A 20,962-nucleotide genomic window follows, 5' to 3' on the forward strand; every position below is an offset into this window, starting at 1 on the left:
AACGTCACGGTTGGGCGTCTCCCCAGGTTCTTCCCGTTGGCGGGTACCCGGGTCACGTCCGTCCATGCCACCCGGTTTCCCGGGTGGCCTGAATACGGTGACCGCGGAGTCGTCGCGGGGCGCTGTCCCTCCTTCCAGGCTATGCCCGTGAACGGCCGGAGGCACCCGGGCGCGCCCTCTCGCGGAAGATCATCTTCCGGTGATTTCCCTGTGGGCGGAACGCCGCTCCCTTGCCGCCGGCCGCCGGACTCCTAGGCTGTAGACGTGACCAGCCACGTGCCGAACGAAGCCCGCGTCATCCCCCTGCGCCCGCCGGCCGCGCGCCCCCAGGACCGTCCCGCCGTCAGAGAGCCCCTGTGGCGCGATCTGGTCGGCGACGTCCTGCGGCGCGAACGGCTGGCCCAGGAACGCACCCTGAAGGACGTCGCGGAGGCCGCGCGTATCTCGATGCCGTATCTGTCGGAGGTGGAGCGCGGCCGCAAGGAGGCGTCGTCGGAGGTCCTCGCCGCCGCCGCGGGCGCCCTCGGCATGGGCCTGGCCGACCTGCTGGCGCGGGCCCAGGGGGAGCTGGTCCGCGTCACCGCCCGGCACACCGGAGCCGGCCGCGGCCCCGGTGTCTCCGGGGCCCGGTACGACGGGATGTGCCTGGCGGCCTGACGGGGCGTCCCCCGCTGCCCGGCCCGGTGCCCCGCGACCGTCGTCTCCGTCGTCGCGGGCCCCGGGCCGGAGTCTCACGCCCTCACACCCTCGAGAGGCGTCGGCTGAGCACCTCGTCGGCAAGCCCGTAGGCCACGGCCTCCTCGGCGGTGAACACCTTGTCGCGGTCCATGTCCGCGCGCAGCGTCGCCGGGTCGTGCCCCGTGTGCCGGGCCAGCACCTCCTCGACCTGGGAGCGGATCCGCACCATCTCCTTGGCCTGCAGGGCCAGGTCGGAGACCGTGCCCTGCCGTCCGCCGCTGGCCGGCTGACCCAGCAGCACCCGCGCGTGCTCCAGCACGAACCGCCGCCCGGCGTCCCCGCCGGCCAGCAGCACGGCCGCCGTGGAGGCCGCCTGCCCGACGCAGAACGTCGATATCGGCGCCTGCACGAACGTCATCGTGTCGTAGATCGCCATCAGCGACGTGAACGAGCCGCCGGGGGAATTGATGTAGACCGCGATCTCGCTCTCCGGAGCAGCCGACTCCAGATGCAGGAGCTGCGCGATGACGACGTTGGCCACGCCGTCGTCGATCTCGGTCCCCAGGAAGATGATCCGCTCCGACAGCAGCCGGCTGAACACGTCGTAGGACCGCTCGCCCTGCGGGGTGCGCTCGACGACGTTCGGAATCGTGTAGCTCCCCATCACTGCAGCCCCATCCTGCGTCGCGAGGCGGCCGGGCGGACGTCCGTGAGGGACTCCACGACCCGGTCGACCATGCCGTACTCCCTGGCCTCCTCGGCCGTGAACCAGCGGTCGCGGTCACCGTCCCGGGAGATCGTCTCCGGGCTCTGGCCCGTGTGCTCGGCGGTGATCCGCTCGATGGTCCGCTTGGTGAACTCCAGGTTGTCCGCCTGGATCTCGATGTCGGCCGTGGTGCCGCCGATGCCCGCCGACGGCTGGTGCATCATGATCCGCGCGTTCGGCAGGGCGAAGCGCTTGCCCGCCGCGCCCACGCTGAGCAGGAACTGCCCCATGCTGGCGGCGAACCCCATGGCGAGCGTCGAGACGTCGTTGGGGATCAGCCGCATCGTGTCGTAGATGGCGAGCCCCGCGTGCACCGAGCCGCCGGGGCTGTTGATGTACAGGCTGATGTCGGTGCGCGGGTCCTCCGCCGAGAGGATCAGCAACTGGGCGCAGACCCGGTTGGCGGAGACCTCGTCCACCTGCGTGCCCAGCAGCACGATGCGCTGGGCGAGCAGCTGTGCGGCCAGGTGGTCGTCGAACCGGGTGGGAGGGGTGTCGCCCTCCTCCGCCCGGGGCGGTGTGGCCGGCGCCGGGCCGGTCATGAGTGGAGACATCGGCGCTCCTTGTCGAGTCGTCGCGAACGTCGTGAGCGGCTGGTGCGCCGCGGTTCCTCCACTCTCGGCCGGGGACCGGACCCCGCGGGGATTTCTCTGCCCGCGGCAGATTCGCCGTGAGCAGAGCGTTCACGCGGCCGGCGCGACGCCGCGGAAACTTCCGGCGCGGCGACCGATGAGTTCCGGACCCCGTACCGGTCGACAGTGGTGACCGCGTTCCACGCCCACGCCCGGGAGGTACTCATGACCGCCGACGGATTCACCACATGTCTCTGGTTCGACGAGCAGGCGCAGGAGGCGGCCGAGTTCTACGTCTCCGTCTTCAAGAACTCGAGCATCGGCGCCGTCACCCGTTACCCCGAGGGCGGCCCCCGCCGAGCGGGCACCGTGCTGACCGTGGACTTCACGGCCAACGGCCAGAGGTTCGTCGCCCTGAACGGCGGACCCGAGTTCAGGTTCAACGAGGCGATCTCCTTCCAGGTCATGTGCGAGAACCAGGAGGAGGTCGACCACTACTGGGCCAAGCTCGTCGAGGGCGGCGGCCAGGAGGGTCCCTGCGGCTGGCTCAAGGACCGGTTCGGGGTGTCCTGGCAGATCGTCCCGGTCCGGATCGAGGAGATGCTCCGCGACGAGGACCCGGCCAGGGCCGAGCGTGCCTTCAAGGCGATGATGTCGATGGGCAAGCTCGACATCGCCGCGCTGGAGAAGGCGTACGCGGGGCAGTGAGGCGTCCGCCGCCGTGCCCGGCACGGCGGCGCGTCCGGTCCGGCCCGTCCCGGGACCGCGACGACCGGCACGCGGAGCCGGGCCGTGACGACCGGCACGAGGAACCGACTCCTCTCACCGGCCGCACCACCACCACAACCATCCGGCACATCCAGCGATGCGGAGGCGACAGCCATGGCCGTGCAACCCGAAGGAACCCCTTGTTGGGCCGACGCGATGTTCAGCGACGTCGAAGGGGCCAAGAGCTTCTACGGCGACGTCCTCGGCTGGACCTTCGGCGAGTCGTCGTCGGAGTACGGCAACTACACCCAGTGCTACGCGAACGGCAAGGCGGTCGCCGCGGTGGTCCCGCCGCCGCCCGGCCAGGAGGACCGGTCCCAGTGGTGCCTCTACTTCGCCTCCCCGGACGCCGCCGCGACCGCCGGCCGCATCCGCGAGGCCGGCGGCGAGCTGCTGCTGGGGCCGACGCGGGTCGGCGAGTCCGGCACCATGTGCCTGGCCCGCGACCCGGGCGGCGTCGTGTTCGGCGTCTGGCAGGGCGGTACCCACGAGGGGTTCGAGGCGATGGCCGAACCCGGCGCGTACTGCTGGGCCGAGGTCCTCACCCGCGAGCCCGACAGGTCGGACGCATTCTTCCCCGCGGTCTTCCCCTACCGGGCGAAGCAGATGGAGGACGAGCACGTGGACTTCCGCCTCTTCGACCTGGGCGGCGATCCCGCCCTGGGCCGGATGCGGATGACCGAGGACTTCCCGCCCGAGGCGGCGCCCTGCATCAACGTCTACTTCACCGTCCCCGACTGCGACGACGCCGTGGCCCGGGCCACCGAGCTCGGCGGCGTCCTGCGCTCCGGCCCCATGGACACCCCCTTCGGCCGCTTCGCGGCGCTCAGCGACCCGCAGGGCGCGGACTTCTCCGTGATCGACATCACGAAGACCGCGGGGGAGATGCCGAACCTCAAGCCCGCTCCCTGAGGGCCGTCCGGGCACCCGGCCGGGCCATGGCATGATCGGGGCCATGCGTGAACGTGTGGTGGCCGCGTGCGACGGGGCTTCGAAGGGAAACCCGGGCCCGGCCGGCTGGGCCTGGGTGGTGGCCGACGAGTCGGAGGTTCCGGTCCGCTGGGAGGCCGGGCCGCTCGGCCGGGCCACCAACAACGTCGCCGAACTCACCGCCCTGGAGCGGCTGCTGGCGTCGACCGACCCGGACGTGCCGCTGGAGGTCCGCATGGACTCCCAGTACGCGATGAAGGCGGTCACCACCTGGCTGCCCGGCTGGAAGCGCAACGGCTGGAAGACCGCCGCCGGCAAGCCGGTCGCCAACCAGGAGCTGGTCGTACGCATCGACGAGCTGCTCGACGGCCGCTCGGTCGAGTTCCGCTACGTGCCCGCCCACCAGGTCGACGGCGACCGGCTCAACGACTTCGCCGACCGCGCCGCCAGCCAGGCGGCCACCGCCCAGGAACCCGCGGGCAGCGGCCTCGGTTCCCCCGAACCGCCGCCCGCGCCGGACGTCCCGGCGGCGAGGAAGGCACCGCGCCGCGGACCGGGCACGGCCCGCAAGGGCGGCGCCTCCGCGCGCACGCTCAAGGCGAAGTTCCCCGGGCGCTGCGTGTGCGGCCGTTCCTACGCGGCCGGGGAGACCATCGCCAAGAACGACCAGGGCTGGGGCCACCCGGAGTGCCGCACGACGGCGGCCGGGTGACCCCTCCCGGGTGGGTGTGCGGGTCACCCGACGGTGCCGCGCCAGCCCCCGGTCTCCCGGCCGCGCTCCTCGATGAACCGCTTGAACCGCTCCAGGTCCCCCTTGGCCTGCCGCTGCACGACCCCGAGCTTGTCACCGACCTTCTCGGCGACGCCTTCCGGCTGGAACTCCATCCGGAGCATCACCTCGGTGCGGCCGTCGTCCAGGCGGTGGAAGGTGACCGCACCGGCCTGCCGGGCCTCGCCGGAGACCGTGGTCCACGCGACCCGCTCGTCCGGGACCTGCTCGGTGATCTCCGCGTCGAACTCCCGGCGGACGCCGTCCACGCTCGTCACCCAGTGGGTGAGGGTGTCACCGCGCTGCTCGATGCGCTCCACCCCGTTCATGAACTCGGGGAACGACTCGAACTGGGTCCACTGGTTGTAGGCGGTACGGACCGGGACACCGACCTCGATGGACTCCTCGACCTGCGACACGCTGTCTCTCCTCCTTCTGTTCGTCTTCCGTTCGACGGGCAGGTCCGCGCGGGTACCCGGCGGCCGCCGGGCGAATCACCCCCGTCGCAGGATCCGTTGGGCCGGTGCGGGCGAGGGGGCCGCGGATGACAGACTGACGGCATGGACGAGCGCACTTTCGACAGGTCGGGCCGGCACGCTTCGGTGATCGGCCTCGGCACCTGGCAACTGGGGGCCGACTGGGGAGACGTCGACGACAAGGAAGCCCTCGCGGTACTGGAGGCGGCGGCCGAATCGGGCGTGACCTTCTTCGACACCGCGGACGTCTACGGCGACGGCCGCAGCGAGCGGATCATCGCGGCCTTCCTGCGCGGCAGGCCGGATCTGGACGTACTGGTCGCCACGAAGATGGGCCGGCGCGCCGAGCAGGTCCCGCAGAACTACGTCCTCGACAACTTCCGGGAATGGAACGACCGTTCCCGGCGCAACCTCGGCGTCGACGTCCTGGACCTGGTCCAGCTGCACTGCCCGCCGACCCCGGTCTACTCCTCCGACGAGGTGTTCGACGCCCTGGACACCCTCGTCGAGGAGGAGCGCGTCAAGGCGTACGGCGTCAGCGTCGAGACCTGCGAGGAGGCCCTGACCGCCATCGCCCGGCCGAACGTGACGAGCGTGCAGATCATCCTCAACCCGTTCCGGATGAAGCCCCTGCGCGAGGTCCTGCCGGCCGCCCGGGAGGCCGGCGTCGGCATCATCGCCCGGGTGCCGCTCGCCTCCGGCCTGCTGTCCGGCAAGTACACCAAGGACACGGTCTTCGCCGCGAACGACCATCGCAGCTTCAACCGCCACGGCGAGGCGTTCGACCAGGGCGAGACCTTCTCCGGCGTCGACTTCGCCACCGGCGTGGAGGCCGCCGCCGAGTTCGCCGCACTCGCCCCCGAGGGGTACACCCCGGCCCAGCTGGCGCTGCGCTGGATCGTCCAGCAGCCCGGCGTGACCACCGTGATCCCCGGCGCCCGGTCACCCGAACAGGCCCGCGCCAACACGGACGCCGCCCGGCTGCCGGAGCTGACCGAGGACACACTCACGGCGATCCGCGACCTCTACGACCGCCGGATCAGGGAACAGGTCGAAGGCCGCTGGTAGGCGTTCGCTCCCGCCGCCGCACGGCACCACTCGCCGTGCTCCCTCACCGCACCGCTCACGGCGCCAGGAGCAACTGCCGTTCCTGTTCCTGGTCGCCGGAGGAGGTGCCCTCGTCCCGCGCCGAGAAAGCGCCGGTCAATGTCCTGCTCGCGGCCTCGACGGCCTGCGGGGTGCCCTGCAGGGTGACCGACACCGGCGCCGACAGTCCGGCGCCCGCCTCCGGTGACGCCGGATCGGCCTCCGGGGAGGGCGGGGAGCTGAAGGTCGCGGTGCGGACCGTCGCCCCTTCGTCGGTCGGCAGTTCGTCGGGCGCCCCGAAGGCACCCTCCAGAGCGCGGACGACCGCCCGCGCGTCGTCGATGCCGCCACCACTGAGTGTCACGGTGAGCTGAGTGTCGGACATCCTTCGCCATCCTCCTGGGCCTCGATGTGGGTCCCGCCCGTGTAACCGTCCTCCGATCACCCAAACCGGACACCGCCGACACGGCGTCTGACCACGGGGAACCCGGGAAGAGGGAAGGGAACCCAGTCGGCGGCAACGGGAGGAACAGTGGCGGACACGGACGCGGACACGACGGGGAACCCGGGCCGGCGCAGAGGACGCGACGAGACCGAGGACGAGCGCGCGGACCGGATGTGGACCGAGCTGATCCAGGAGGTCCGCGTCGCGCAGATGGGCGTGCAGATCCTCTTCGGCTTCCTGCTCACCGTCGTGTTCACCCCGAAGTACGACGACCTGTCGGACACGAACCGGACGATCTACCTGGTGACGGTCGTCCTCGGAGCCGTGACGACCGGTGCCCTGATCGGGCCGGTGTCGCTGCACCGCCTCGTCTCCGGGCGGCGCGTGAAACCCCAGGCGGTACGGTGGGCCTCCCGGCTGACCCTGCTCGGGTTGGTACTGCTGCTCGCCACCACGACCGCCTCGCTCCTGCTGATCCTGCGCGTGGCCACCCACGACGGCTTCGTGCCCTACCTGGTCGCCGGCGTGGTGCTGTGGTATCTGCTGTGCTGGTTCGGTATACCCCTGTGGACCCGGTACCGCCACACGGCACGCTGACGGCGCGGCCCCTGCCGGGGAGCCGCGCCGTGAAGGTGCGCCGACGTCCGCTCAGTCGTCGGCCATGAGGTCCGCCAGGAAGTCGTCGACGCGCACCTCTTCCTCGCCCGGCCGGACCACCCCGTGGGTCTCGCGCAGGAACGCGGCCACCGCCGTCGCCCACACGAAGACCACGGCGCGGTGACGCTCCCCGTCGGGCCGGTGGTCGCCGAGGAACTCCATGCGCAGTTCCTCCCACATGCCCCGCCCCACGGGCCGCAGCCGCACGTCGCCCACGCCGACCGGGCGGACGAGTCCCTCGCCCACCATCTCCCGGTCCAGCGTCCAGCGGGCCAGGACGCGACCGTCGTGGCTGAACACCACGGTGAGCGCGAACGGGTCCGCCGGGTCGTAGCTCAGGTGGGCGAGCACCGGGAAACGGTCGGCGTCGCCTGTCTGGAGCTGCACGACCAGGGTCTTGTGCACGAGGGAGTTCACGGCAGAGGCCTCCGGGAGAACAGACGTAGGGCCTTCTAGTACCCCGCTCGTCCGCACCATGCTCCGGCAACCGGGTGATTACCCCGTGTGCTCCCGGCCCTCAGGAGCCCAGGGCGTCGCGCAGGGCCGGCAGCAGGGTCTTCTCCGACCAGTCCAGGAACGCCGGCTGGGACTCGCCGCCGATCTGCACCAGGGCGATCTCGGTGAACCCGGCCTCCGCGTACGGGCGCACCGCCTCGACGAAGGCGTCCGGGTCGTCGCCGCAGGGGATCGACTCCGCGACGTCCTCGGGGGTGACGAACTGGGTCGCCGCGTCGAACGAATCCGGGTGGGGCAGCTCGGAGTTGACCTTCCAGCCGCTGCCGAACCAGCGGAACTGGGAGTGGGCGCGCTCGATCGCCGCGTCCCGGTCCGGGTCGTAGCAGACCGGCAGCTGGCCGACGCGCGGCTTGCCCCCGCCGCCGTGCCGGTCGAACGCCTCCACCAGTTCCGCCTTGGGCTCGGTGGCGATCACCAGGTCGGCGAGCTCGCCCGCCAGCTCGCAGGAGCGCTCCCCGGAGACGGCGATGCCGATGGGCGGCGGGCTGTCCGGCAGGTCCCACAGCCGGGCCGACTCGACGTCGAAGTGTGTGCCGTGGTGGTTGACGTGACCGCCCCCGAAGAGCGCCTTGATGATCTCCACGGCCTCCCGGAACATCTCGTGGCGCACGTCGACGGACGGCCAGCCGCCGCCCACCACGTGCTCGTTGAGGTTCTCGCCCGAGCCGAGCCCCAGCCGGAACCGGCCCTCGGACAGCAGCTGGAGCGTCGCCGCCTTCTGCGCCACGACCGCCGGGTGGTAGCGGAACGTCGGACACGTCACGTACGTCATCAGCGGGATGCGGGACGTCGCCTGCGCCGCGGCGCCCAGCACGCTCCACGCGTACGGCGAGTGTCCCTGCGAGCGCAGCCACGGGAAGTAGTGGTCCGAGGTCACCGAGAAGTCGAAACCCACCTGCTCGGCCCGCACCACGTGGTCGACGAGCTCGCGGGGACCGGCCTGCTCGGTCATCATCGTGTATCCGATTTGCACCATACGGGGCGAGTCCCCGTCCGCGCGGCGCGAAAACGGACGCGTGCCGGGGGCCGGGGTACGGCGAGCGGGCCGGGGTGCGTACGATCCGGCCCGGACCTTCCCGCGCGGCTCGTGCGAAGCGCCGGCGTCAGCGCAGCCCGAAGCGGTCCGTCCAGGCCGTCATGTCGGCGATCGTGGCATTGCCCCCGCACACCACCAGACCGATCCGGGCACCGTCACCCACCCGCTCCACCACCCGCCGGGCCGCGGGCAGCAGACAGCCGGCGGCCGGCTCGGTCCACACCTTCGCGTGCTCGGCCAGTGCGAGCGACCCCTGGACGGCCTCCCGGTCGGACACCACGAGCACGTCGGTGACCAGTGCGGACACCTGGTCGTACGTCAACCGCGAGACGGAGGGCGCACTGAGCGTGGTGACGACCGACGACAACGGGACCGGCAGCGGACCGCCCGCGGCCAGTGCCCGGGACATGGCCTCGGCGCCCTCGGTCTCCACGCCCCAGACCCGCACGTCCGGCCGGCGGGCCCGCAGCGCCGCCGCCACGCCCGCGATCAGCCCGCCGCCGCCGACGCTCACCAGCACGTCGGTGAGCTCCCCGGCGTCCTCGGCGAACTCCAGCCCCACGGTGCCCTGCCCCGCGACCACCACGGGGTCGTCGAAGGGGTGGACCAGGGTCAGCCCCTCCTCCCGCAACCGCGTCACGAGCGCGAAGGCACTGTCCATGCCGTCGGTGAGCCGTACCAGCGCGCCCGCCGCCTCGGCGGTCTCCACCGACCGCGCGGGCGCCGTGCGCGGCATCACCACCGTGGCCTTCACGTCGAGCGCGGCGGCCATGACCGCCACGGCGATGCCGTGATTGCCGCCGCTGACCGCCACCACGCCCGCGGCCCGCTCGGCCTCGGTCAGCGACAGCAGCTTCGCCGTCGCGCCGCGTGCCTTGAACGACCCGGTGCGCTGCAACAACTCCATCTTGGCGGTGACCGGGACCCCGAGCAGCGCGGTCAGTCCCGGGCTCGGCACCGTCGGGGTGCGTACGACATGGCCGGCGATCCGTTCGGCCGCGGCTTCGATCTGAGTGATCCCGATCAAGGCAGTCATCCTTCCGGCGCGGGCGGTGATCCACGCCGTCCCGCAGCCTTTCGCGCGACGCGCCCCAGGTCAACAGGGTTCCGGGACGCGGACGCCGAGGCCCGCGGCTCGGGCCGCCCGGCAGGGCTCAGTGCTGCTGGGGCTTCTGCGGCGTGGCCTCACTCGGCCGCACGACGACGTACCCCTCGCCCTGGAGCGTCAGCTGCACGGCCTCCCCGGAACCCCCGCGCAGCATCGAGCCGAGGGACTGCGAGCGGTGCAGCGAGGTCGCGAGCCCCGCGGACCAGCCGACGACCGCGTCCGTGTCGACGTAGACCGGGTACTGGGGCGACACGGGTATGACCAGCGGGTTGCCCTCGCACACCAGCCCCAGCCTGCCGTGGCCCGTGAAGACGCTGTTGAACAGTCCGCCGCCGGCGATGCCCGAGCCCTTCACGGTGGCGATGCGGTACGACAACGACGCGTCGAAGCACAGGACGTTGCGGCCGTTGACGGTGAACTCGTCGCCCGGCTCGACCTCCACGATGAAGCAGTTCTGCGCCTCGTGCGCGAACCACGCCTCGCCCTGTCCGCGGACCGCCATCAGCGGCAGTCCCTCCCCGGTGACCGCGCGCTTGAGCATGCCGCCCACGCCTTGGCCCTTGCGCTCGAACCGGAGGCCGCCGCGGTAGGCGATCATCGCACCCTGCCGGGCGAGCATCTCGCCGTTCACCACGTACCGGAGGCACTTGGCGTTCTCGACGGTCATGCCCGGCGCGGAGGCGGGCTGCACCATGTGCTCGCTGGAAAAGAGATCACCCTTCATGCGGGCATCCTGACCCGGAGCGTCACGTTCCGCCAAGATCGTCCGCCGCCGTGGCCGGTTTCGCCCCGAAAGCGGCCGGCCGGCCGCCGGAGAGCCGGGTCCGGTACATGCCCGCCCGGCGGGCCGCCGCGTTCAGGAGCGCAGCATCCGGGCCCAGTCCGCCGGCACCCGGCCCGCGGGGCCGGGGGAGGGCTGGTCCTCGGGGCGGCCGGCCGGCGGGGCGAGTTCCGGTCCCGAAGGCAGTATCTCGTCGGTCGAGTAGTCCCAGAACCAGTCCTCGCCGGGCTCGAAGCTCTGCACCACCGGATGCCCGGTGGCCTTGTAGTGGCCGGTCGCGTGCTGCCCCGGCGAGCTGTCGCAGCAGCCGACGTGGCCGCAGGCCGCGCAGCGCCGCAGGTGGAACCACCATCCGCCCGCCGCGTCGCACTCGACGCAGCCGGTGCCGCTCGGCGGGACGCTGGGGTCGATTCCGGTGTCACTGGTCATGCCGGCTCCTCGGTCGGGTCGGATGCGGTCGCGGTGAGCGGGAGAAGGACCTGGAAACGGGTGTCCCCGGGCACGGACTCGACCCGGAGGGTGCCGTGGTGCTTGTCGACCACGATCCGCCAGGAGATGTCGAGGCCGAGCCCGGTGCCCTCGCCCACCGGCTTGGTGGTGAAGAACGGGTCGAAGATCCGCTCCCGGATCTCCGGGGCGATCCCGGTGCCGGTGTCGCGGAACTCCACCAGCAGCCGGTCGTGGTGGAGCGCGGTCCGCACGGTCAGCGTGCCGTCACCGCCCGCGCCGTTCACGGCGGAGACCGCGTTGTCGATCAGGTTGGTCCACACCTGGTTCAGCTCCGCCGGGTACGCCGGGATACGCGGCACCGTGCGGTCGTACTCCTTGACGACCTCGATCCGGGGACCGATCTTGCCCGACAGCATCAGCAGTGTGCTGTCGAGGAGTTCATGGACGTCGACGTCGCGGTAGGGCGCCCGGTCGAGCTGCGCGTACTGCTTGGCCGCGTCCACGAGGTGGGAGATGCGGGCGGTGGAGTCCGCGATCTCGTTCATCAGCAGCTCGGTCTCGACGGTGTAGTTGAGCCAGCCGACCGCCCCCGGCAGGATCTCCGCGTCCACGGCCGCCGCGACCTGCTCCAGCCACTCGGCGTCCAGTCCGGCCTGCACGAAGGTCGGCGCGAGCTGCCAGCCCTGCGCGATGCCGTGGTCCTCCAGCCAGTCGGTGAGCGCGTCCTCCCGGTCGGCGGCCTCCAGCGGACTCAGCGAGGGCGCCTTCGCGACCCGCTCGGCGGTGCGCTCCTGTATCTCGATGAGACCGGCCAGCGCGTCCCGGGAGAACGGGCCCTCGGCGATGACGGCGAGCTTGTGCCGCATCTTCGCCACCCGCTCCCGCAGCGCCGACGTGGCGCGCACGGCCGCCGCCGCGGGGTTGTTGAGTTCGTGCGTCAGACCGGCGGACAGCGAACCGAGGGCCAGCAGCCGCTCCCGCTGGCCTATGGTCCGCTGGTTGTTCTTCGAGCCGAAGAACAGTCCCTCCAGCAGATGCACCGCCATCGGGAACCACTCCCGCATGACGGACGCGAAGGTGTCCGCCGGCAGCACGAAGAACCGCGTCGGCTCGGTGACCCGCATCGAGTTGTTGTAGACCTGCGGCACCCGGTCGCCGACGTACGCCTGCATCGCGCCCGCGTACACCCCGCGCTGCGAGGTGCGGTTGGTCTCCACGTCGTCCCCGCCGACCCGGCGGGAGAGCACGACCGTGCCGTCGAGCAGCACGTAGAAGCAGGTCGCGGGCTCGCCCTCGGCATAGACGGGACCGGGCTCGAACAGCTCCACCCGGCCCTCGGCGCACAGCCGGCCCAGCTGCTCGGGGGACAGCTTCTCGAAGAGGAACAGCTCCCCGATCTCCCCGGGGCTGCACGGCATCGGCCGGCCGCTCACGACTGCTCCAGGTAACGGTGGACGAGCATCACGGCCATGGCTCCCTCTCCGACGGCGGACGCGACCCGCTTCGCGGACTGGGCGCGGGCGTCGCCCGCCACGAACACACCCGGGACGCTGGTCTCCAGGTGGTACGGCGGCCGGTCCAGCTCCCAGTCCGCCGGCGGCCGCCCGTCGGGGGTGAGGTCGGGCCCGGCCAGGATGAACCCGCGCTCGTCCCGCAGCACGGTGCCGTCCAGCCAGTCGGTCAGCGGGGCCGCGCCGATGAACACGAACAGCCACTGCGCGTCGACGAGTTCGGTGTGCCCGCTCTCCGCGTCGCGCAGCGTCAGCCGCTCCAGGTGTCCGTCGCCGTGCGCGCTCTCGACGACCGTGCCGCAGCGCACGTGGATGTTGGGCGTCTCCTCGATCTGCTGGATCAGGTAGTGCGACATCGACGCCGTCAGGGAGTCGCCGCGCACCAGCAGCGTCACCGACTTGGCGCCCCGCGACAGGTACATCGCCGCCTGCCCGGCCGAGTTGGCGCCGCCCACGATGTACACGTCGTGGTCCTGGCAGGACGCGGCCTCGGTCAGCGCGGAGCCGTAGAACACCCCGCAGCCGGTCAGCTCGTCCGTGCCCGGCGCGGCCAGCTGCCGGTAGGAGACGCCGGTCGCCAGGATCACGCTGTGCGCGGCGACCGCGGAACCGTCCGAGAACCGTACGATCCGCGCCGCCCCGTTGGCCTCGAGCCCCGTCACCTCCCGCGCGGTGAGGATCTCGGCGCCGAACTTGGCGGCCTGCCGACGGGCCCGCTCGGTGAGCTGCCCGCCGGACACGCCGTCGGGGAAGCCGAGGTAGTTCTCGATCCGGGAGCTCTGCCCGGCCTGCCCACCGGTCGCCGAGCGCTCCACCAGCACCGTCCGCAGGCCCTCCGAGGCCCCGTACACGGCCGCCCCGAGCCCGGCCGGGCCGCCGCCGACCACCACCAGGTCGTAGAACTCGGCGGTCGGCGTCGTCGCCAGCCCCACCCGGGCGGCGAGGTCCGGCGCCGCGGGCTCCACCAGCGGTGTCCCGTCCGGCGTGATGACCACCGGCAGCCGCTGCCCGTCCTGCCCGGCCGCCGACAGCAGCCGCCGGCCCTCCGGCTCGTCGGAGGAGTACCAGCGGTAGGGCACCTGGTTGCGGGCCAGGAACTCCCGGACCTCCGAGGAGCGCGCCGACCAGCGGTGACCGACGACCTTGGTGCTGGGCACCGGCCGGTGGTCGCCGGCGCGCCACGCCCGCAGCAGGTCGTCCAGCACCGGGTAGAGCTTCTCCTCCGGCGGGTCCCACGGCTTGAGCAGGTAGTGGTCCAGGTCGACGACGTTGATCGCGTCGATCGCCGCGTCGGTGTCGGCGTACGCCGTCAGCAGCACCCGCCGCGCCCCCGGGTACACGTCGAGGGCCTGCTCCAGGAACTCGATGCCGTTCATCTGCGGCATCCGGTAGTCGGCGAGGATCACGGCCACCAGGTCGCCGCGCAGCTTGAGTTCGCGCAGCGCCTCCAGCGCCGACTCGCCGGACTCCGCGCGCACGATCCGGTACGAGGCGCCGTAGCGCCGCCGCAGGTCGCGGGCGACGGCGCGGGAGACCCCCGGATCATCGTCCACGGTCATGATGACGGTCCGCGTCGTCCCGTCCGCCTGTGCCATACGTCCCCCACGTCGAACGGCCGGATTCACGGCACGGCGTCCCCGTCACCGCACCGGCCTGGGACCCATCGTATGGTCGATCGTCCCGCACCGCTCGGGCCGGTGGGGGACGCGGCGCCGGCCCGGCACCGTGATGCCCTCGGCCCGGCCGGTGCGGTCACTACCGCTCCCGCCGTGACGTCGTGTGCGCGGCGTGGTGAAGACTGGGCCCCATGGACGTGACCGAGACACAGGGAGGGGCCCGCATGACGCACCCGATCACGGCAGGGGTGGACGGAACCGAGGAGAGCCTGGCGGCACTGGCCTGGGCCGCCAGGGAGGCGGTCCGCCGGGGAGCCCCGCTGCACGTCGTGCACGCCTGGCGGGCCGAGCCGGAAACGGCCGGCGCGGGGGACCGGGACGCGCAGGAGCGGTGGGTCCGGGACTCGGTCGCCGAGGCGGTCCGGACCGTCACCGGGCGGCACCCGGACCTCGCGGTGTCCACGGACGTCACCGAGGCCGACGACGCCGTCGCCGTGCTGCTCGCCGCCGCGGCCGAGGCCCGGACGCTGGTGCTCGGCTCGCGCGGCCACGGAGCGGTCGTCGGCTTCCTGCTCGGCTCCGTCGGCCAGCAGGTGATCGCCGAGGCGACCCGGCCCGTCGTCCTCGTGCGGGCCGGGGACGAGGCCGCGGCGGAGGCCGCCGGCCGCGAGATCGTCGTGGGCCAGCAGGGGGAACCCGAGGACAGTGCCGACGTGATCGGGTTCGCCTTCGAGGCGGCCGCCGCGCGCGGTGCCACCGTGCGCGCCGTGCGGGCCTGGACCCTGCCGACGGTGTTCACCTACAGCCCGGGCTCGATGCGGCTCGCCGACGAGGCCGGCGGTCTGGAGCAGTACGAGAGGAAGGCCCTCGGCGAGGCGCTCGGGCCCTGGCGCGAGCGCTTCCCCGACGTCCCGGTGATCGAGCACGTCCAGATGGGCAGCGCCGGGCAGGTGCTGCTGGAGGTGGCCGCCGGTGCCCAACTGATGATCGTCGGCCGCCGCGCCCGCCGCACCGCCGTCGGCGCCCGGATCGGCTCGGTGGCGCACGGCGTACTGCACCACGCCGCCTGCCCGGTGGCGGTCGTCCCGCACAGCTGAGCCGTGCCGGGGCGCTTCACTCCGACGTGGGCTGGAGCGTCTCCCGGGCCTTGGGCAGGATGTTCGCGATGTAGTCCTGGACGGCGGTGTCCAGGCCGATGTCGTGCTGGGCCCGCTCGGACAGGTACCAGCGGTGCTCCAGCAGCTCGTGGTAGATCTCGGCCGGGTCCATCGCGCCCCGCAGCTCCACCGGCACCGCCCGCACGGTCGGCCGGAACACCTCCCGCACCCAGCGGTGGGCGAGCACCTCCGGACGGGCGCCGAGGGGGTCGCCCGGGGCGTAGTCGTCCTGGGTGGCCATCCAGCTCTCCAGGTCGTTGAGCAGCCGCCGGGCCTGGTTCTCCTCGGCGTCCAGGCCCGTCAGGCGCAGCAGTTGGCGCTGGTGGTGCCCCGCGTCGACGACCTTCGGCACGAAGGTGACCGTGTCGCCGTTGGAGGCGTGCTCGATCTGCATCTCGGCCACGTCGAAACCGAGGTCGTTGAGCCGCCGGATCCGGCGCTCGATGTAGTGGTGCTTGCCCGCCGGATAGACGGAGGTGCGGGTCAGCTCCTCCCACAGGCGGCCGTAGCGCGCGCAGATCTCCCTGCCGAAGTCCACCGGGTCGACGGAGGGGTGCAGCGCCCCGGACGCCTCCAGGTCGAGCAGCTCGCCGCTGATGTTCACCCGGGCGAGATCGAGGTCGTAGTCGCGCTGCCCGTCGCTCAGCCGCGGGTGCAGCTCTCCCGTCTCCGCGTCCACGAGGTAGGCGGCGTAGGCGCCCGCGTCGCGCCGGAAGAGCGTGTTGGACAACGAGCAGTCGCCCCACGCGAATCCGGCCAGGTGGAGGCGGACCAGCAGCACGGCGAGGGCGTCCATCAGACGGTGCATGGTCGCCGGGCGCAGCGTCGTCTCGAACATCGACCGGTACGGCAGGGATCCGCCGAGGTGCCGGGTGATCAGGACCGGCTCCAGCGGCCCGCCGGCGCCGTCGGTGCGGCCGGTGACCACGCCCAGCGCGTCCACGGCGGGGATGGCGAGCCGGTCGAGGTCGCGCAGCAGCTCGTACTCGCGCAGCGCGGGCCGCTCGGCGAGCTCCTTGACGGCGATCACCTCGTCGCCCGCCCGGGCGTAGCGGACGACGTGGCGGGAGATGCCGCGGGGGAGCGGCACGAGGTACTCCTCGGGCCACTCCTCCAGCGGCAGCTGCCACGGCAGTTCGAGCAGGAGAGCGGGGTGCTCCGGATTGGTGGCACTGATGTGCAAGGCCATGGCCCGACTCTAGAACGTCCGTTCCCGGGCCAGTCGGGCGGCGTCCTTCAACGCACCCCGGTGGACGGGTCCGTGCCCGGGGAGCAGCACGTCGCCGTCGAGTCGCGCGAGGACGTCGAGCGAGGCCACCGCGCGGTCCCGCTCGTGGTGGAACATGCCGGGCAGCAGCTGGGGGCCCTTCAGGCGCGAGGTGGGGTGCCCGCTGACCAGGGCGTCGCCGGAGATCACCACCCCGGCGTCCGGCAGGTGGTAGGCGCAGTGTCCGTCGGTGTGCCCGGGGGTGTGCACCGGCACGGGCCGGCCGGGCAGGTCGAGGGGGCCGTCGGAGGGGAAGGGGGCGGGTGCGGTCACCGGGTGCTGCTGGGTGCCGCCGGAGCGGAGCACGTGCACCATCCAGGGCAGCACGCCCGGCCGCCAGCTGTTGCGCAGCACCTCGCCGACCGACACCTGCTGCAGGAAGTCCCGCCGGGCGTGAGGCACTTCGGCCTCGTGGAGGAGGACGGGGGTGCCGTGGGCGGCGCGCAGGTACTCGGCCGAGCCCAGGTGGTCGTTGTGGGCGTGGGTGATCAGCACGGCCGCCACCGCCTCGGGGGAACTCCCGATCGCCGCGAGGGAGTCGAGCAGGAGCCGCCGGTCACCGGGGTAACCGGTGTCGATCAGGGTCACCGCGTCGCCCTCGGTGAGGATGACCCAGTTGGTGTTGCTCCCGTGCACCAGGTAGGTGCCGTCCGCGACGTGCCGCACGTCCGCGCGCATCGATGTCCCCGCATTCGTTTCCAGGTGGCTGCCCGACGGGGACAGCCAACCAGACGCGGCGGGCGGGCGGGTGTCCGACGCCCGACGCGCCCCGCGCGGTGCGCCGCGACCCGCCGGGTGGAGCCGGGCCGGATCTCGTCCGTACGGTCGAGGAGGCGTCTTCGGGGGTGTCTGGCCGTGGAACCGGCACACGGCGTATGCGCATGAGGATTCCCGGCGCGTCCGAGGTCTTTCGATACATCCATGTATCCGATACGTTCACGTGTCCAACGGCGGAGGGCGGTGCGGTCATGGCGGCGAGAGAGGCCACCGGCGCGTGACCCGGCGACGCGCGCGCACCCGCGCCGACCTGCTGGGGGCGGCGTTCGCGGTGTTCGCCGCCAAGGGGTTCGGCCGGGTTCCGATCGAGGAGGTCTGCGAGGCCGCCGGCTACAGCCGGGGCGCCTTCTACTCGAACTTCGACAGCCTCGACGAGCTGTTCTTCGCCCTCTACCGCGAACGGGCCGACCTGATCGCGGACCAGGTGACCGCGGCCCTCGCCCTCGACGGACCGGACCTGGACGTACGGGCCGCCGTGGACCGCGTCACCGGGGTGCTGCTGCTGGACCGGGACTGGCTCCTGGTCAAGACGGACTTCCTGGTGCACGCCGCCCGCGACCCGGACGTGGCGCGGACCCTGCTGGAACACCGGGCGCGCCTGCGCCGCGCGATCGCCGACCGCCTCGCCCGGGCGCACGCGCACACCCCGCTGCCCGCCGTGCTGGGCGACGCCGAGGCCGCCGCGCACGCCGTGGTCGCCGCCTACGACGGCGTCACCGCCCAACTGCTGCTCGACCGGGACGTCGAGCACGCGCGCGCCTGGCTGGGGCAGCTGCTCACCGCACTGCTCACCGACGGAAGCGGCACCTTCGGCAACAACCCCGGCAACACCCCGTGACAAGACATATGAGGAAGGGACGGTCGCCATGGACGCCGACGTCATCGTGGTCGGAGCGGGCCTCGCGGGCCTGGTCGCGGCGCACGAGCTGACCAGCCGGGGCCGCAGGGTCGCGCTGGTCGACCAGGAGAACGCGGCCAACCTCGGCGGACAGGCCTTCTGGTCCTTCGGCGGCCTCTTCCTCGTGGACTCCCCGGAGCAGCGGCGCCTCGGCGTCAAGGACTCCTTCGACCTGGCCTGGAGCGACTGGCGGGGCAGCGCCGGTTTCGACCGGACCGAGGACGAGGACGCCTGGGCGGTGCGCTGGGCGAGGGCGTACGTCGAGTGGGCGGCGGGGGAGAAGCGCTCCTGGCTGGCCGGGCACGGCATCACCTTCCTGCCCACCGTCGGCTGGGCCGAGCGCGGCGACCTCACGGCCGGCGGGCACGGCAACTCGGTGCCCCGCTTCCACGTCGCCTGGGGCACCGGCACCGGGGTCGTCGAACCGTTCGTGCGGTACGCGCGGCAGGCCGCCCGCGACGGACTGCTCACCGTCCACCACCGCCACCGCGTCGACCACCTGGTCGTGGAGGGCGGCGCCGTGCGCGGGGTGCGCGGCACACTCCTCGCCGAGGACACCTCGCCCCGCGGCGTCGCCTCCAACCGCGACGCCGCCGGCGAGTTCCACCTCACCGCCCAGGCCGTGATCGTCACCTCCGGCGGCATCGGCGCGAACCACGACATCGTGCGCCGCCACTGGCCCGCGCGCCTGGGCACCCCGCCGGCCGAGATGGTCACCGGCGTCCCCGCCCACGTCGACGGACGGATGCTCGGCATCAGCGCCGAGGCGGGCGCGCGTCTGGTCAACCGCGACCGGATGTGGCACTACACCGAGGGCGTGCGCAACTGGGACCCGATCTGGCCCGGCCACGGCATCCGCATCCTGCCCGGACCGTCGTCCCTGTGGTTCGACGCCCTCGGCCGCCGTCTGCCGTCGCCGTACCTGCCCGGCTACGACACCCTCGGCACGCTGCGGCACCTGCGCACCGCCGAGGACCTCGCGGGCCACGACCACTCCTGGTTCATCCTCACCCGGAAGATCGTCGAGAAGGAGTTCGCCCTCTCCGGCTCCGAGCAGAACCCGGACATCACCGCCAAGGACCGCGCGGGGTTCCTGCGCGAACGCGTCCTCGGCAAGGGCGCCCCGGGCCCGGTGGACGCCTTCCTGCGCGAGGGCCCCGACTTCGTGACCGCGCCGGACCTGGAGCAGCTGGTCGACCGGATGAACGGGCTCACCGACAAGCCGCTCCTGGACGCCGCCTCGATCCGGCGCCAGATCGAGGCCCGCGATCTCCAGATGGCCAACCCGTACGCCAAGGACGCCCAGGTGCAGGGCATCCGCAACGCCCGCCGCTACCTCGGCGACCGCCTCGGCCGGGTCGCGGCCCCGCACCGCATCCTCGACCCGGCGGCGGGCCCGCTGATCGGCGTCAAGCTGCACATCCTCACCCGCAAGACCCTCGGCGGCATCCAGACCGACCTCGACTCCCGGGCCCTGGGCGCCGACGGCGCGCCGGTCGAAGGACTGTACGCGGCCGGTGAGGTGGCCGGCTTCGGCGGCGGCGGGGTGCACGGCTACAACGCGCTGGAGGGCACCTTCCTCGGCGGCTGCCTGTTCTCCGGGCGGGCGGCGGGCCGGGCCGCGGCACGGCAGACGGCCTGAACCCGCCGGACGCCCCGTCTCCTCATGCCTGGTGGGGGCGTGACACGGGAGTCCTGCGGGAACACCGGGAACCGGATTTCGTGCCGCCCCTTCCGGGTACTCCGTCGCCCCGACGGGGCTACGAGGGAGGAACGCACATGAGCGCATCGGACGACCTGCCGGTCGTGCGGACACTCGCCGAACTCGCCGGCCTGGTCGGACGCCACCGGGGCCTGTACGTGCGCTGGTCACGCGGCCCCGAGACCGATCTCGCCAAGACCTCCAGCACGGACGAGCTCACCGGCGTGCCCATGCCGGGCCTGTCCGCCAACCCCCTCGACGTGGAGGAGTGGTGGGCGGACCGGCCCGTACGGGTGTGGGCGGCCCGCCGGCTGCACGACTACGCGCATCTTCCGCACGACAAGGGCCCCGGCGTGCGGCCCTGGGTGCTCACCGGCCGGGAGACGGGCCGCGGCCCGGACAACGAGCCGCTGGTGACCGACGTCCGGCCGATGTGCTGGATCGCCTCCGGAGTCATCGACGAGGCCCGCAGGGAAGTGGAGCGCCAGGAACGCCCCTGGGGCCCGCTGCGCCGCACCGGCGGCTGAGGGTCCGCGCTCACCCGGAGCGCCGGCGCGCCGCGGTACGGCGCTTGAGCGCACGGCGCTCCGTCTCGCTGGTCCCGCCCCAGACGCCGATGGACTGCCCCGTGTCGAGCGCCCACCGCAGGCACTGCTCCTGGACCGGGCAGCGCCGGCAGACCGCCTTCGCCTGCTCGGTCTGCAACAGGGCCGGGCCGGTGGTGCCGATCGGGAAGAACAGGTCGGGGTCCTCCGTGCGGCACGCGGCGTGCTCGCGCCAGTTGTCCATCAAAGTCACCTGCGATCGAATCGTGTCGTGTCCTCGTGAGTGCCTTGCTCCGTGTCGGGTGACCTGTCGACAGCGGAGTGAAACCGACGGCATGCCCCGGGCCCTGCCGGGTGCGCCGCGGCGGGACCGGCCACGCGGTACGAACACGCTCGAACGGAACTGCGATAGTGAGGCCTTCGATCGAAAGATGTGCTGAGCATGCAGGAA

The 20,962-nt window shown here is 72.7% G+C and carries 24 protein-coding genes; 10 read left to right on the forward strand and 14 right to left on the reverse strand.

The features are described 5' to 3' along the window. Positions 1-264: 264 nt before the first annotated feature. The gene (locus tag ACIRFH_RS15570; protein WP_403520695.1) at positions 265-657 is read left to right on the forward strand and encodes a helix-turn-helix domain-containing protein; all 393 of its coding nucleotides are present in this window, start codon (positions 265-267) and stop codon (positions 655-657) included. Between the two features lie 82 nt (positions 658-739). Here ACIRFH_RS15570 and ACIRFH_RS15575 read toward each other — a convergent pair whose 3' ends face one another. Continuing rightward, positions 740-1,342, reverse strand: coding sequence for a ClpP family protease (locus ACIRFH_RS15575; RefSeq protein ID WP_403520697.1), 603 nt, complete (start codon positions 1,340-1,342; stop codon positions 740-742). Further along, on the reverse strand, positions 1,342-1,998 hold the full coding sequence (locus ACIRFH_RS15580) for an ATP-dependent Clp protease proteolytic subunit (protein WP_403520699.1): 657 nt from the start codon (positions 1,996-1,998) through the stop codon (positions 1,342-1,344). Before ACIRFH_RS15580 ends, ACIRFH_RS15575 begins: the two co-directional genes overlap by 1 nt. Before the next feature lie 243 nt (positions 1,999-2,241). Here ACIRFH_RS15580 and ACIRFH_RS15585 point away from each other — a divergent pair, with 243 nt between their 5' ends. The 3 genes from ACIRFH_RS15585 to ACIRFH_RS15595 all read left to right on the forward strand — a co-directional run bounded on the left by ACIRFH_RS15585 (position 2,242) and on the right by ACIRFH_RS15595 (position 4,426). Beyond that, complete coding sequence (locus ACIRFH_RS15585; RefSeq protein WP_403520701.1) at positions 2,242-2,724, forward strand: VOC family protein; 483 nt, start codon at positions 2,242-2,244, stop codon at positions 2,722-2,724. 174 nt (positions 2,725-2,898) lie between these two features. Next, positions 2,899-3,696, forward strand: a complete 798-nt coding sequence (locus ACIRFH_RS15590) for a VOC family protein (protein ID WP_403520703.1) — start codon at positions 2,899-2,901, stop codon at positions 3,694-3,696. Positions 3,697-3,727: 31 nt separating this feature from the next. Next, on the forward strand, positions 3,728-4,426 hold the full coding sequence (locus ACIRFH_RS15595; RefSeq protein WP_403520705.1) for a ribonuclease H: 699 nt from the start codon (positions 3,728-3,730) through the stop codon (positions 4,424-4,426). Between the two features lie 23 nt (positions 4,427-4,449). Here the strand turns inward: ACIRFH_RS15595 and ACIRFH_RS15600 are convergent, their stop codons facing one another. Continuing rightward, positions 4,450-4,902 carry an SRPBCC family protein gene (locus ACIRFH_RS15600; RefSeq protein ID WP_403520707.1) on the reverse strand — a complete coding sequence of 151 codons (453 nt, stop codon included), beginning with the start codon at positions 4,900-4,902 and terminating at the stop codon, positions 4,450-4,452. Positions 4,903-5,043: 141 nt separating this feature from the next. On the opposite strand from ACIRFH_RS15600, the gene ACIRFH_RS15605 reads away from it, so the two are divergent. Next, positions 5,044-6,027, forward strand: coding sequence for an aldo/keto reductase (locus ACIRFH_RS15605; RefSeq protein WP_403520709.1), 984 nt, complete (start codon positions 5,044-5,046; stop codon positions 6,025-6,027). Positions 6,028-6,082: 55 nt separating this feature from the next. Here ACIRFH_RS15605 and ACIRFH_RS15610 read toward each other — a convergent pair whose 3' ends face one another. Beyond that, the gene (locus ACIRFH_RS15610) at positions 6,083-6,430 is read right to left on the reverse strand and encodes a hypothetical protein (RefSeq protein WP_403520711.1); all 348 of its coding nucleotides are present in this window, start codon (positions 6,428-6,430) and stop codon (positions 6,083-6,085) included. A gap of 231 nt (positions 6,431-6,661) precedes the next feature. Between ACIRFH_RS15610 and ACIRFH_RS15615 the strand changes: the two genes are divergently transcribed. Then, complete coding sequence (locus ACIRFH_RS15615) at positions 6,662-7,087, forward strand: DUF6328 family protein (RefSeq protein WP_403520803.1); 426 nt, start codon at positions 6,662-6,664, stop codon at positions 7,085-7,087. Positions 7,088-7,138: 51 nt separating this feature from the next. Here the strand turns inward: ACIRFH_RS15615 and ACIRFH_RS15620 are convergent, their stop codons facing one another. The 7 genes from ACIRFH_RS15620 to ACIRFH_RS15650 form a co-directional block, all read right to left on the reverse strand. Beyond that, a complete protein-coding gene (locus ACIRFH_RS15620) occupies positions 7,139-7,564 on the reverse strand; it encodes an SsgA family sporulation/cell division regulator (RefSeq protein WP_403520713.1) in 426 nt (141 codons plus the stop codon). Positions 7,565-7,664: 100 nt separating this feature from the next. After that, positions 7,665-8,639, reverse strand: a complete 975-nt coding sequence (locus ACIRFH_RS15625; RefSeq protein ID WP_403520714.1) for an LLM class F420-dependent oxidoreductase — start codon at positions 8,637-8,639, stop codon at positions 7,665-7,667. 127 nt (positions 8,640-8,766) lie between these two features. Next, the gene (locus ACIRFH_RS15630; protein ID WP_403520716.1) at positions 8,767-9,726 is read right to left on the reverse strand and encodes a threonine/serine dehydratase; all 960 of its coding nucleotides are present in this window, start codon (positions 9,724-9,726) and stop codon (positions 8,767-8,769) included. Between the two features lie 127 nt (positions 9,727-9,853). Further along, a complete protein-coding gene (locus tag ACIRFH_RS15635; protein WP_403520718.1) occupies positions 9,854-10,531 on the reverse strand; it encodes an AIM24 family protein in 678 nt (225 codons plus the stop codon). A gap of 132 nt (positions 10,532-10,663) precedes the next feature. Then, on the reverse strand, positions 10,664-11,017 hold the full coding sequence (locus ACIRFH_RS15640) for a UBP-type zinc finger domain-containing protein (protein ID WP_403520719.1): 354 nt from the start codon (positions 11,015-11,017) through the stop codon (positions 10,664-10,666). Next, complete coding sequence (locus ACIRFH_RS15645) at positions 11,014-12,471, reverse strand: ATP-binding protein (RefSeq protein WP_403520721.1); 1,458 nt, start codon at positions 12,469-12,471, stop codon at positions 11,014-11,016. Before ACIRFH_RS15645 ends, ACIRFH_RS15640 begins: the two co-directional genes overlap by 4 nt. Next, entirely contained in the window at positions 12,468-14,144 is a 1,677-nt protein-coding gene (locus tag ACIRFH_RS15650) for an FAD-dependent oxidoreductase (RefSeq protein WP_403520723.1), read from the reverse strand. The genes ACIRFH_RS15645 and ACIRFH_RS15650 overlap by 4 nt, the downstream gene beginning before the upstream one ends. A gap of 245 nt (positions 14,145-14,389) precedes the next feature. On the opposite strand from ACIRFH_RS15650, the gene ACIRFH_RS15655 reads away from it, so the two are divergent. After that, the gene (locus ACIRFH_RS15655; RefSeq protein WP_403520725.1) at positions 14,390-15,262 is read left to right on the forward strand and encodes a universal stress protein; all 873 of its coding nucleotides are present in this window, start codon (positions 14,390-14,392) and stop codon (positions 15,260-15,262) included. Between the two features lie 16 nt (positions 15,263-15,278). Here ACIRFH_RS15655 and ACIRFH_RS15660 read toward each other — a convergent pair whose 3' ends face one another. Together ACIRFH_RS15660 and ACIRFH_RS15665 are read right to left on the reverse strand one after the other, a co-directional pair. Then, complete coding sequence (locus ACIRFH_RS15660) at positions 15,279-16,511, reverse strand: DUF4032 domain-containing protein (protein WP_403520727.1); 1,233 nt, start codon at positions 16,509-16,511, stop codon at positions 15,279-15,281. 9 nt (positions 16,512-16,520) lie between these two features. After that, entirely contained in the window at positions 16,521-17,267 is a 747-nt protein-coding gene (locus tag ACIRFH_RS15665; protein WP_403520729.1) for an MBL fold metallo-hydrolase, read from the reverse strand. A gap of 316 nt (positions 17,268-17,583) precedes the next feature. Between ACIRFH_RS15665 and ACIRFH_RS15670 the strand changes: the two genes are divergently transcribed. From ACIRFH_RS15670 to ACIRFH_RS15680, 3 genes are all read left to right on the forward strand, one after another. Further along, positions 17,584-18,204 (forward strand): TetR/AcrR family transcriptional regulator, encoded by a 621-nt coding sequence (locus ACIRFH_RS15670; protein ID WP_403520730.1) that lies wholly within the window; start codon positions 17,584-17,586, stop codon positions 18,202-18,204. Between the two features lie 28 nt (positions 18,205-18,232). Further along, on the forward strand, positions 18,233-19,906 hold the full coding sequence (locus ACIRFH_RS15675; protein WP_403520732.1) for an FAD-binding dehydrogenase: 1,674 nt from the start codon (positions 18,233-18,235) through the stop codon (positions 19,904-19,906). A 137-nt stretch (positions 19,907-20,043) separates the two neighbouring features. After that, positions 20,044-20,493 (forward strand): DUF6098 family protein, encoded by a 450-nt coding sequence (locus ACIRFH_RS15680; protein WP_403520734.1) that lies wholly within the window; start codon positions 20,044-20,046, stop codon positions 20,491-20,493. Between the two features lie 10 nt (positions 20,494-20,503). Here ACIRFH_RS15680 and ACIRFH_RS15685 read toward each other — a convergent pair whose 3' ends face one another. After that, positions 20,504-20,755, reverse strand: a complete 252-nt coding sequence (locus tag ACIRFH_RS15685; RefSeq protein ID WP_403520736.1) for a WhiB family transcriptional regulator — start codon at positions 20,753-20,755, stop codon at positions 20,504-20,506. Positions 20,756-20,962 lie beyond the last annotated feature (207 nt).

The organism is Streptomyces sp. NPDC093586, from assembly GCF_044764905.1.
GTDB lineage: Bacteria > Actinomycetota > Actinomycetes > Streptomycetales > Streptomycetaceae > Streptomyces.

Excerpts from the sequence above, each read along its gene's own strand:
- ACIRFH_RS15655 (WP_403520725.1), top strand. The coding sequence starts at position 14,390 with ATGACGCACCCGATCACGGCAGGGGTGGACGGAACCGAGGAGAGCCTG.
- ACIRFH_RS15640 (WP_403520719.1), bottom strand. The coding sequence starts at position 11,017 with ATGACCAGTGACACCGGAATCGACCCCAGCGTCCCGCCGAGCGGCACC.
- ACIRFH_RS15660 (WP_403520727.1), bottom strand. The coding sequence starts at position 16,511 with ATGGCCTTGCACATCAGTGCCACCAATCCGGAGCACCCCGCTCTCCTG.
- ACIRFH_RS15650 (WP_403520723.1), bottom strand. The coding sequence starts at position 14,144 with ATGGCACAGGCGGACGGGACGACGCGGACCGTCATCATGACCGTGGAC.
- ACIRFH_RS15625 (WP_403520714.1), bottom strand. The coding sequence starts at position 8,639 with ATGGTGCAAATCGGATACACGATGATGACCGAGCAGGCCGGTCCCCGC.
- ACIRFH_RS15680 (WP_403520734.1), top strand. The coding sequence starts at position 20,044 with ATGAGCGCATCGGACGACCTGCCGGTCGTGCGGACACTCGCCGAACTC.
- ACIRFH_RS15675 (WP_403520732.1), top strand. The coding sequence starts at position 18,233 with ATGGACGCCGACGTCATCGTGGTCGGAGCGGGCCTCGCGGGCCTGGTC.
- ACIRFH_RS15595 (WP_403520705.1), top strand. The coding sequence starts at position 3,728 with ATGATCGGGGCCATGCGTGAACGTGTGGTGGCCGCGTGCGACGGGGCT.
- ACIRFH_RS15590 (WP_403520703.1), top strand. The coding sequence starts at position 2,899 with ATGGCCGTGCAACCCGAAGGAACCCCTTGTTGGGCCGACGCGATGTTC.
- ACIRFH_RS15575 (WP_403520697.1), bottom strand. The coding sequence starts at position 1,342 with ATGGGGAGCTACACGATTCCGAACGTCGTCGAGCGCACCCCGCAGGGC.
- ACIRFH_RS15635 (WP_403520718.1), bottom strand. The coding sequence starts at position 10,531 with ATGAAGGGTGATCTCTTTTCCAGCGAGCACATGGTGCAGCCCGCCTCC.
- ACIRFH_RS15605 (WP_403520709.1), top strand. The coding sequence starts at position 5,044 with ATGGACGAGCGCACTTTCGACAGGTCGGGCCGGCACGCTTCGGTGATC.
- ACIRFH_RS15580 (WP_403520699.1), bottom strand. The coding sequence starts at position 1,998 with ATGTCTCCACTCATGACCGGCCCGGCGCCGGCCACACCGCCCCGGGCG.
- ACIRFH_RS15665 (WP_403520729.1), bottom strand. The coding sequence starts at position 17,267 with ATGCGCGCGGACGTGCGGCACGTCGCGGACGGCACCTACCTGGTGCAC.
- ACIRFH_RS15615 (WP_403520803.1), top strand. The coding sequence starts at position 6,662 with ATGTGGACCGAGCTGATCCAGGAGGTCCGCGTCGCGCAGATGGGCGTG.
- ACIRFH_RS15585 (WP_403520701.1), top strand. The coding sequence starts at position 2,242 with ATGACCGCCGACGGATTCACCACATGTCTCTGGTTCGACGAGCAGGCG.
- ACIRFH_RS15685 (WP_403520736.1), bottom strand. The coding sequence starts at position 20,755 with ATGGACAACTGGCGCGAGCACGCCGCGTGCCGCACGGAGGACCCCGAC.
- ACIRFH_RS15610 (WP_403520711.1), bottom strand. The coding sequence starts at position 6,430 with ATGTCCGACACTCAGCTCACCGTGACACTCAGTGGTGGCGGCATCGAC.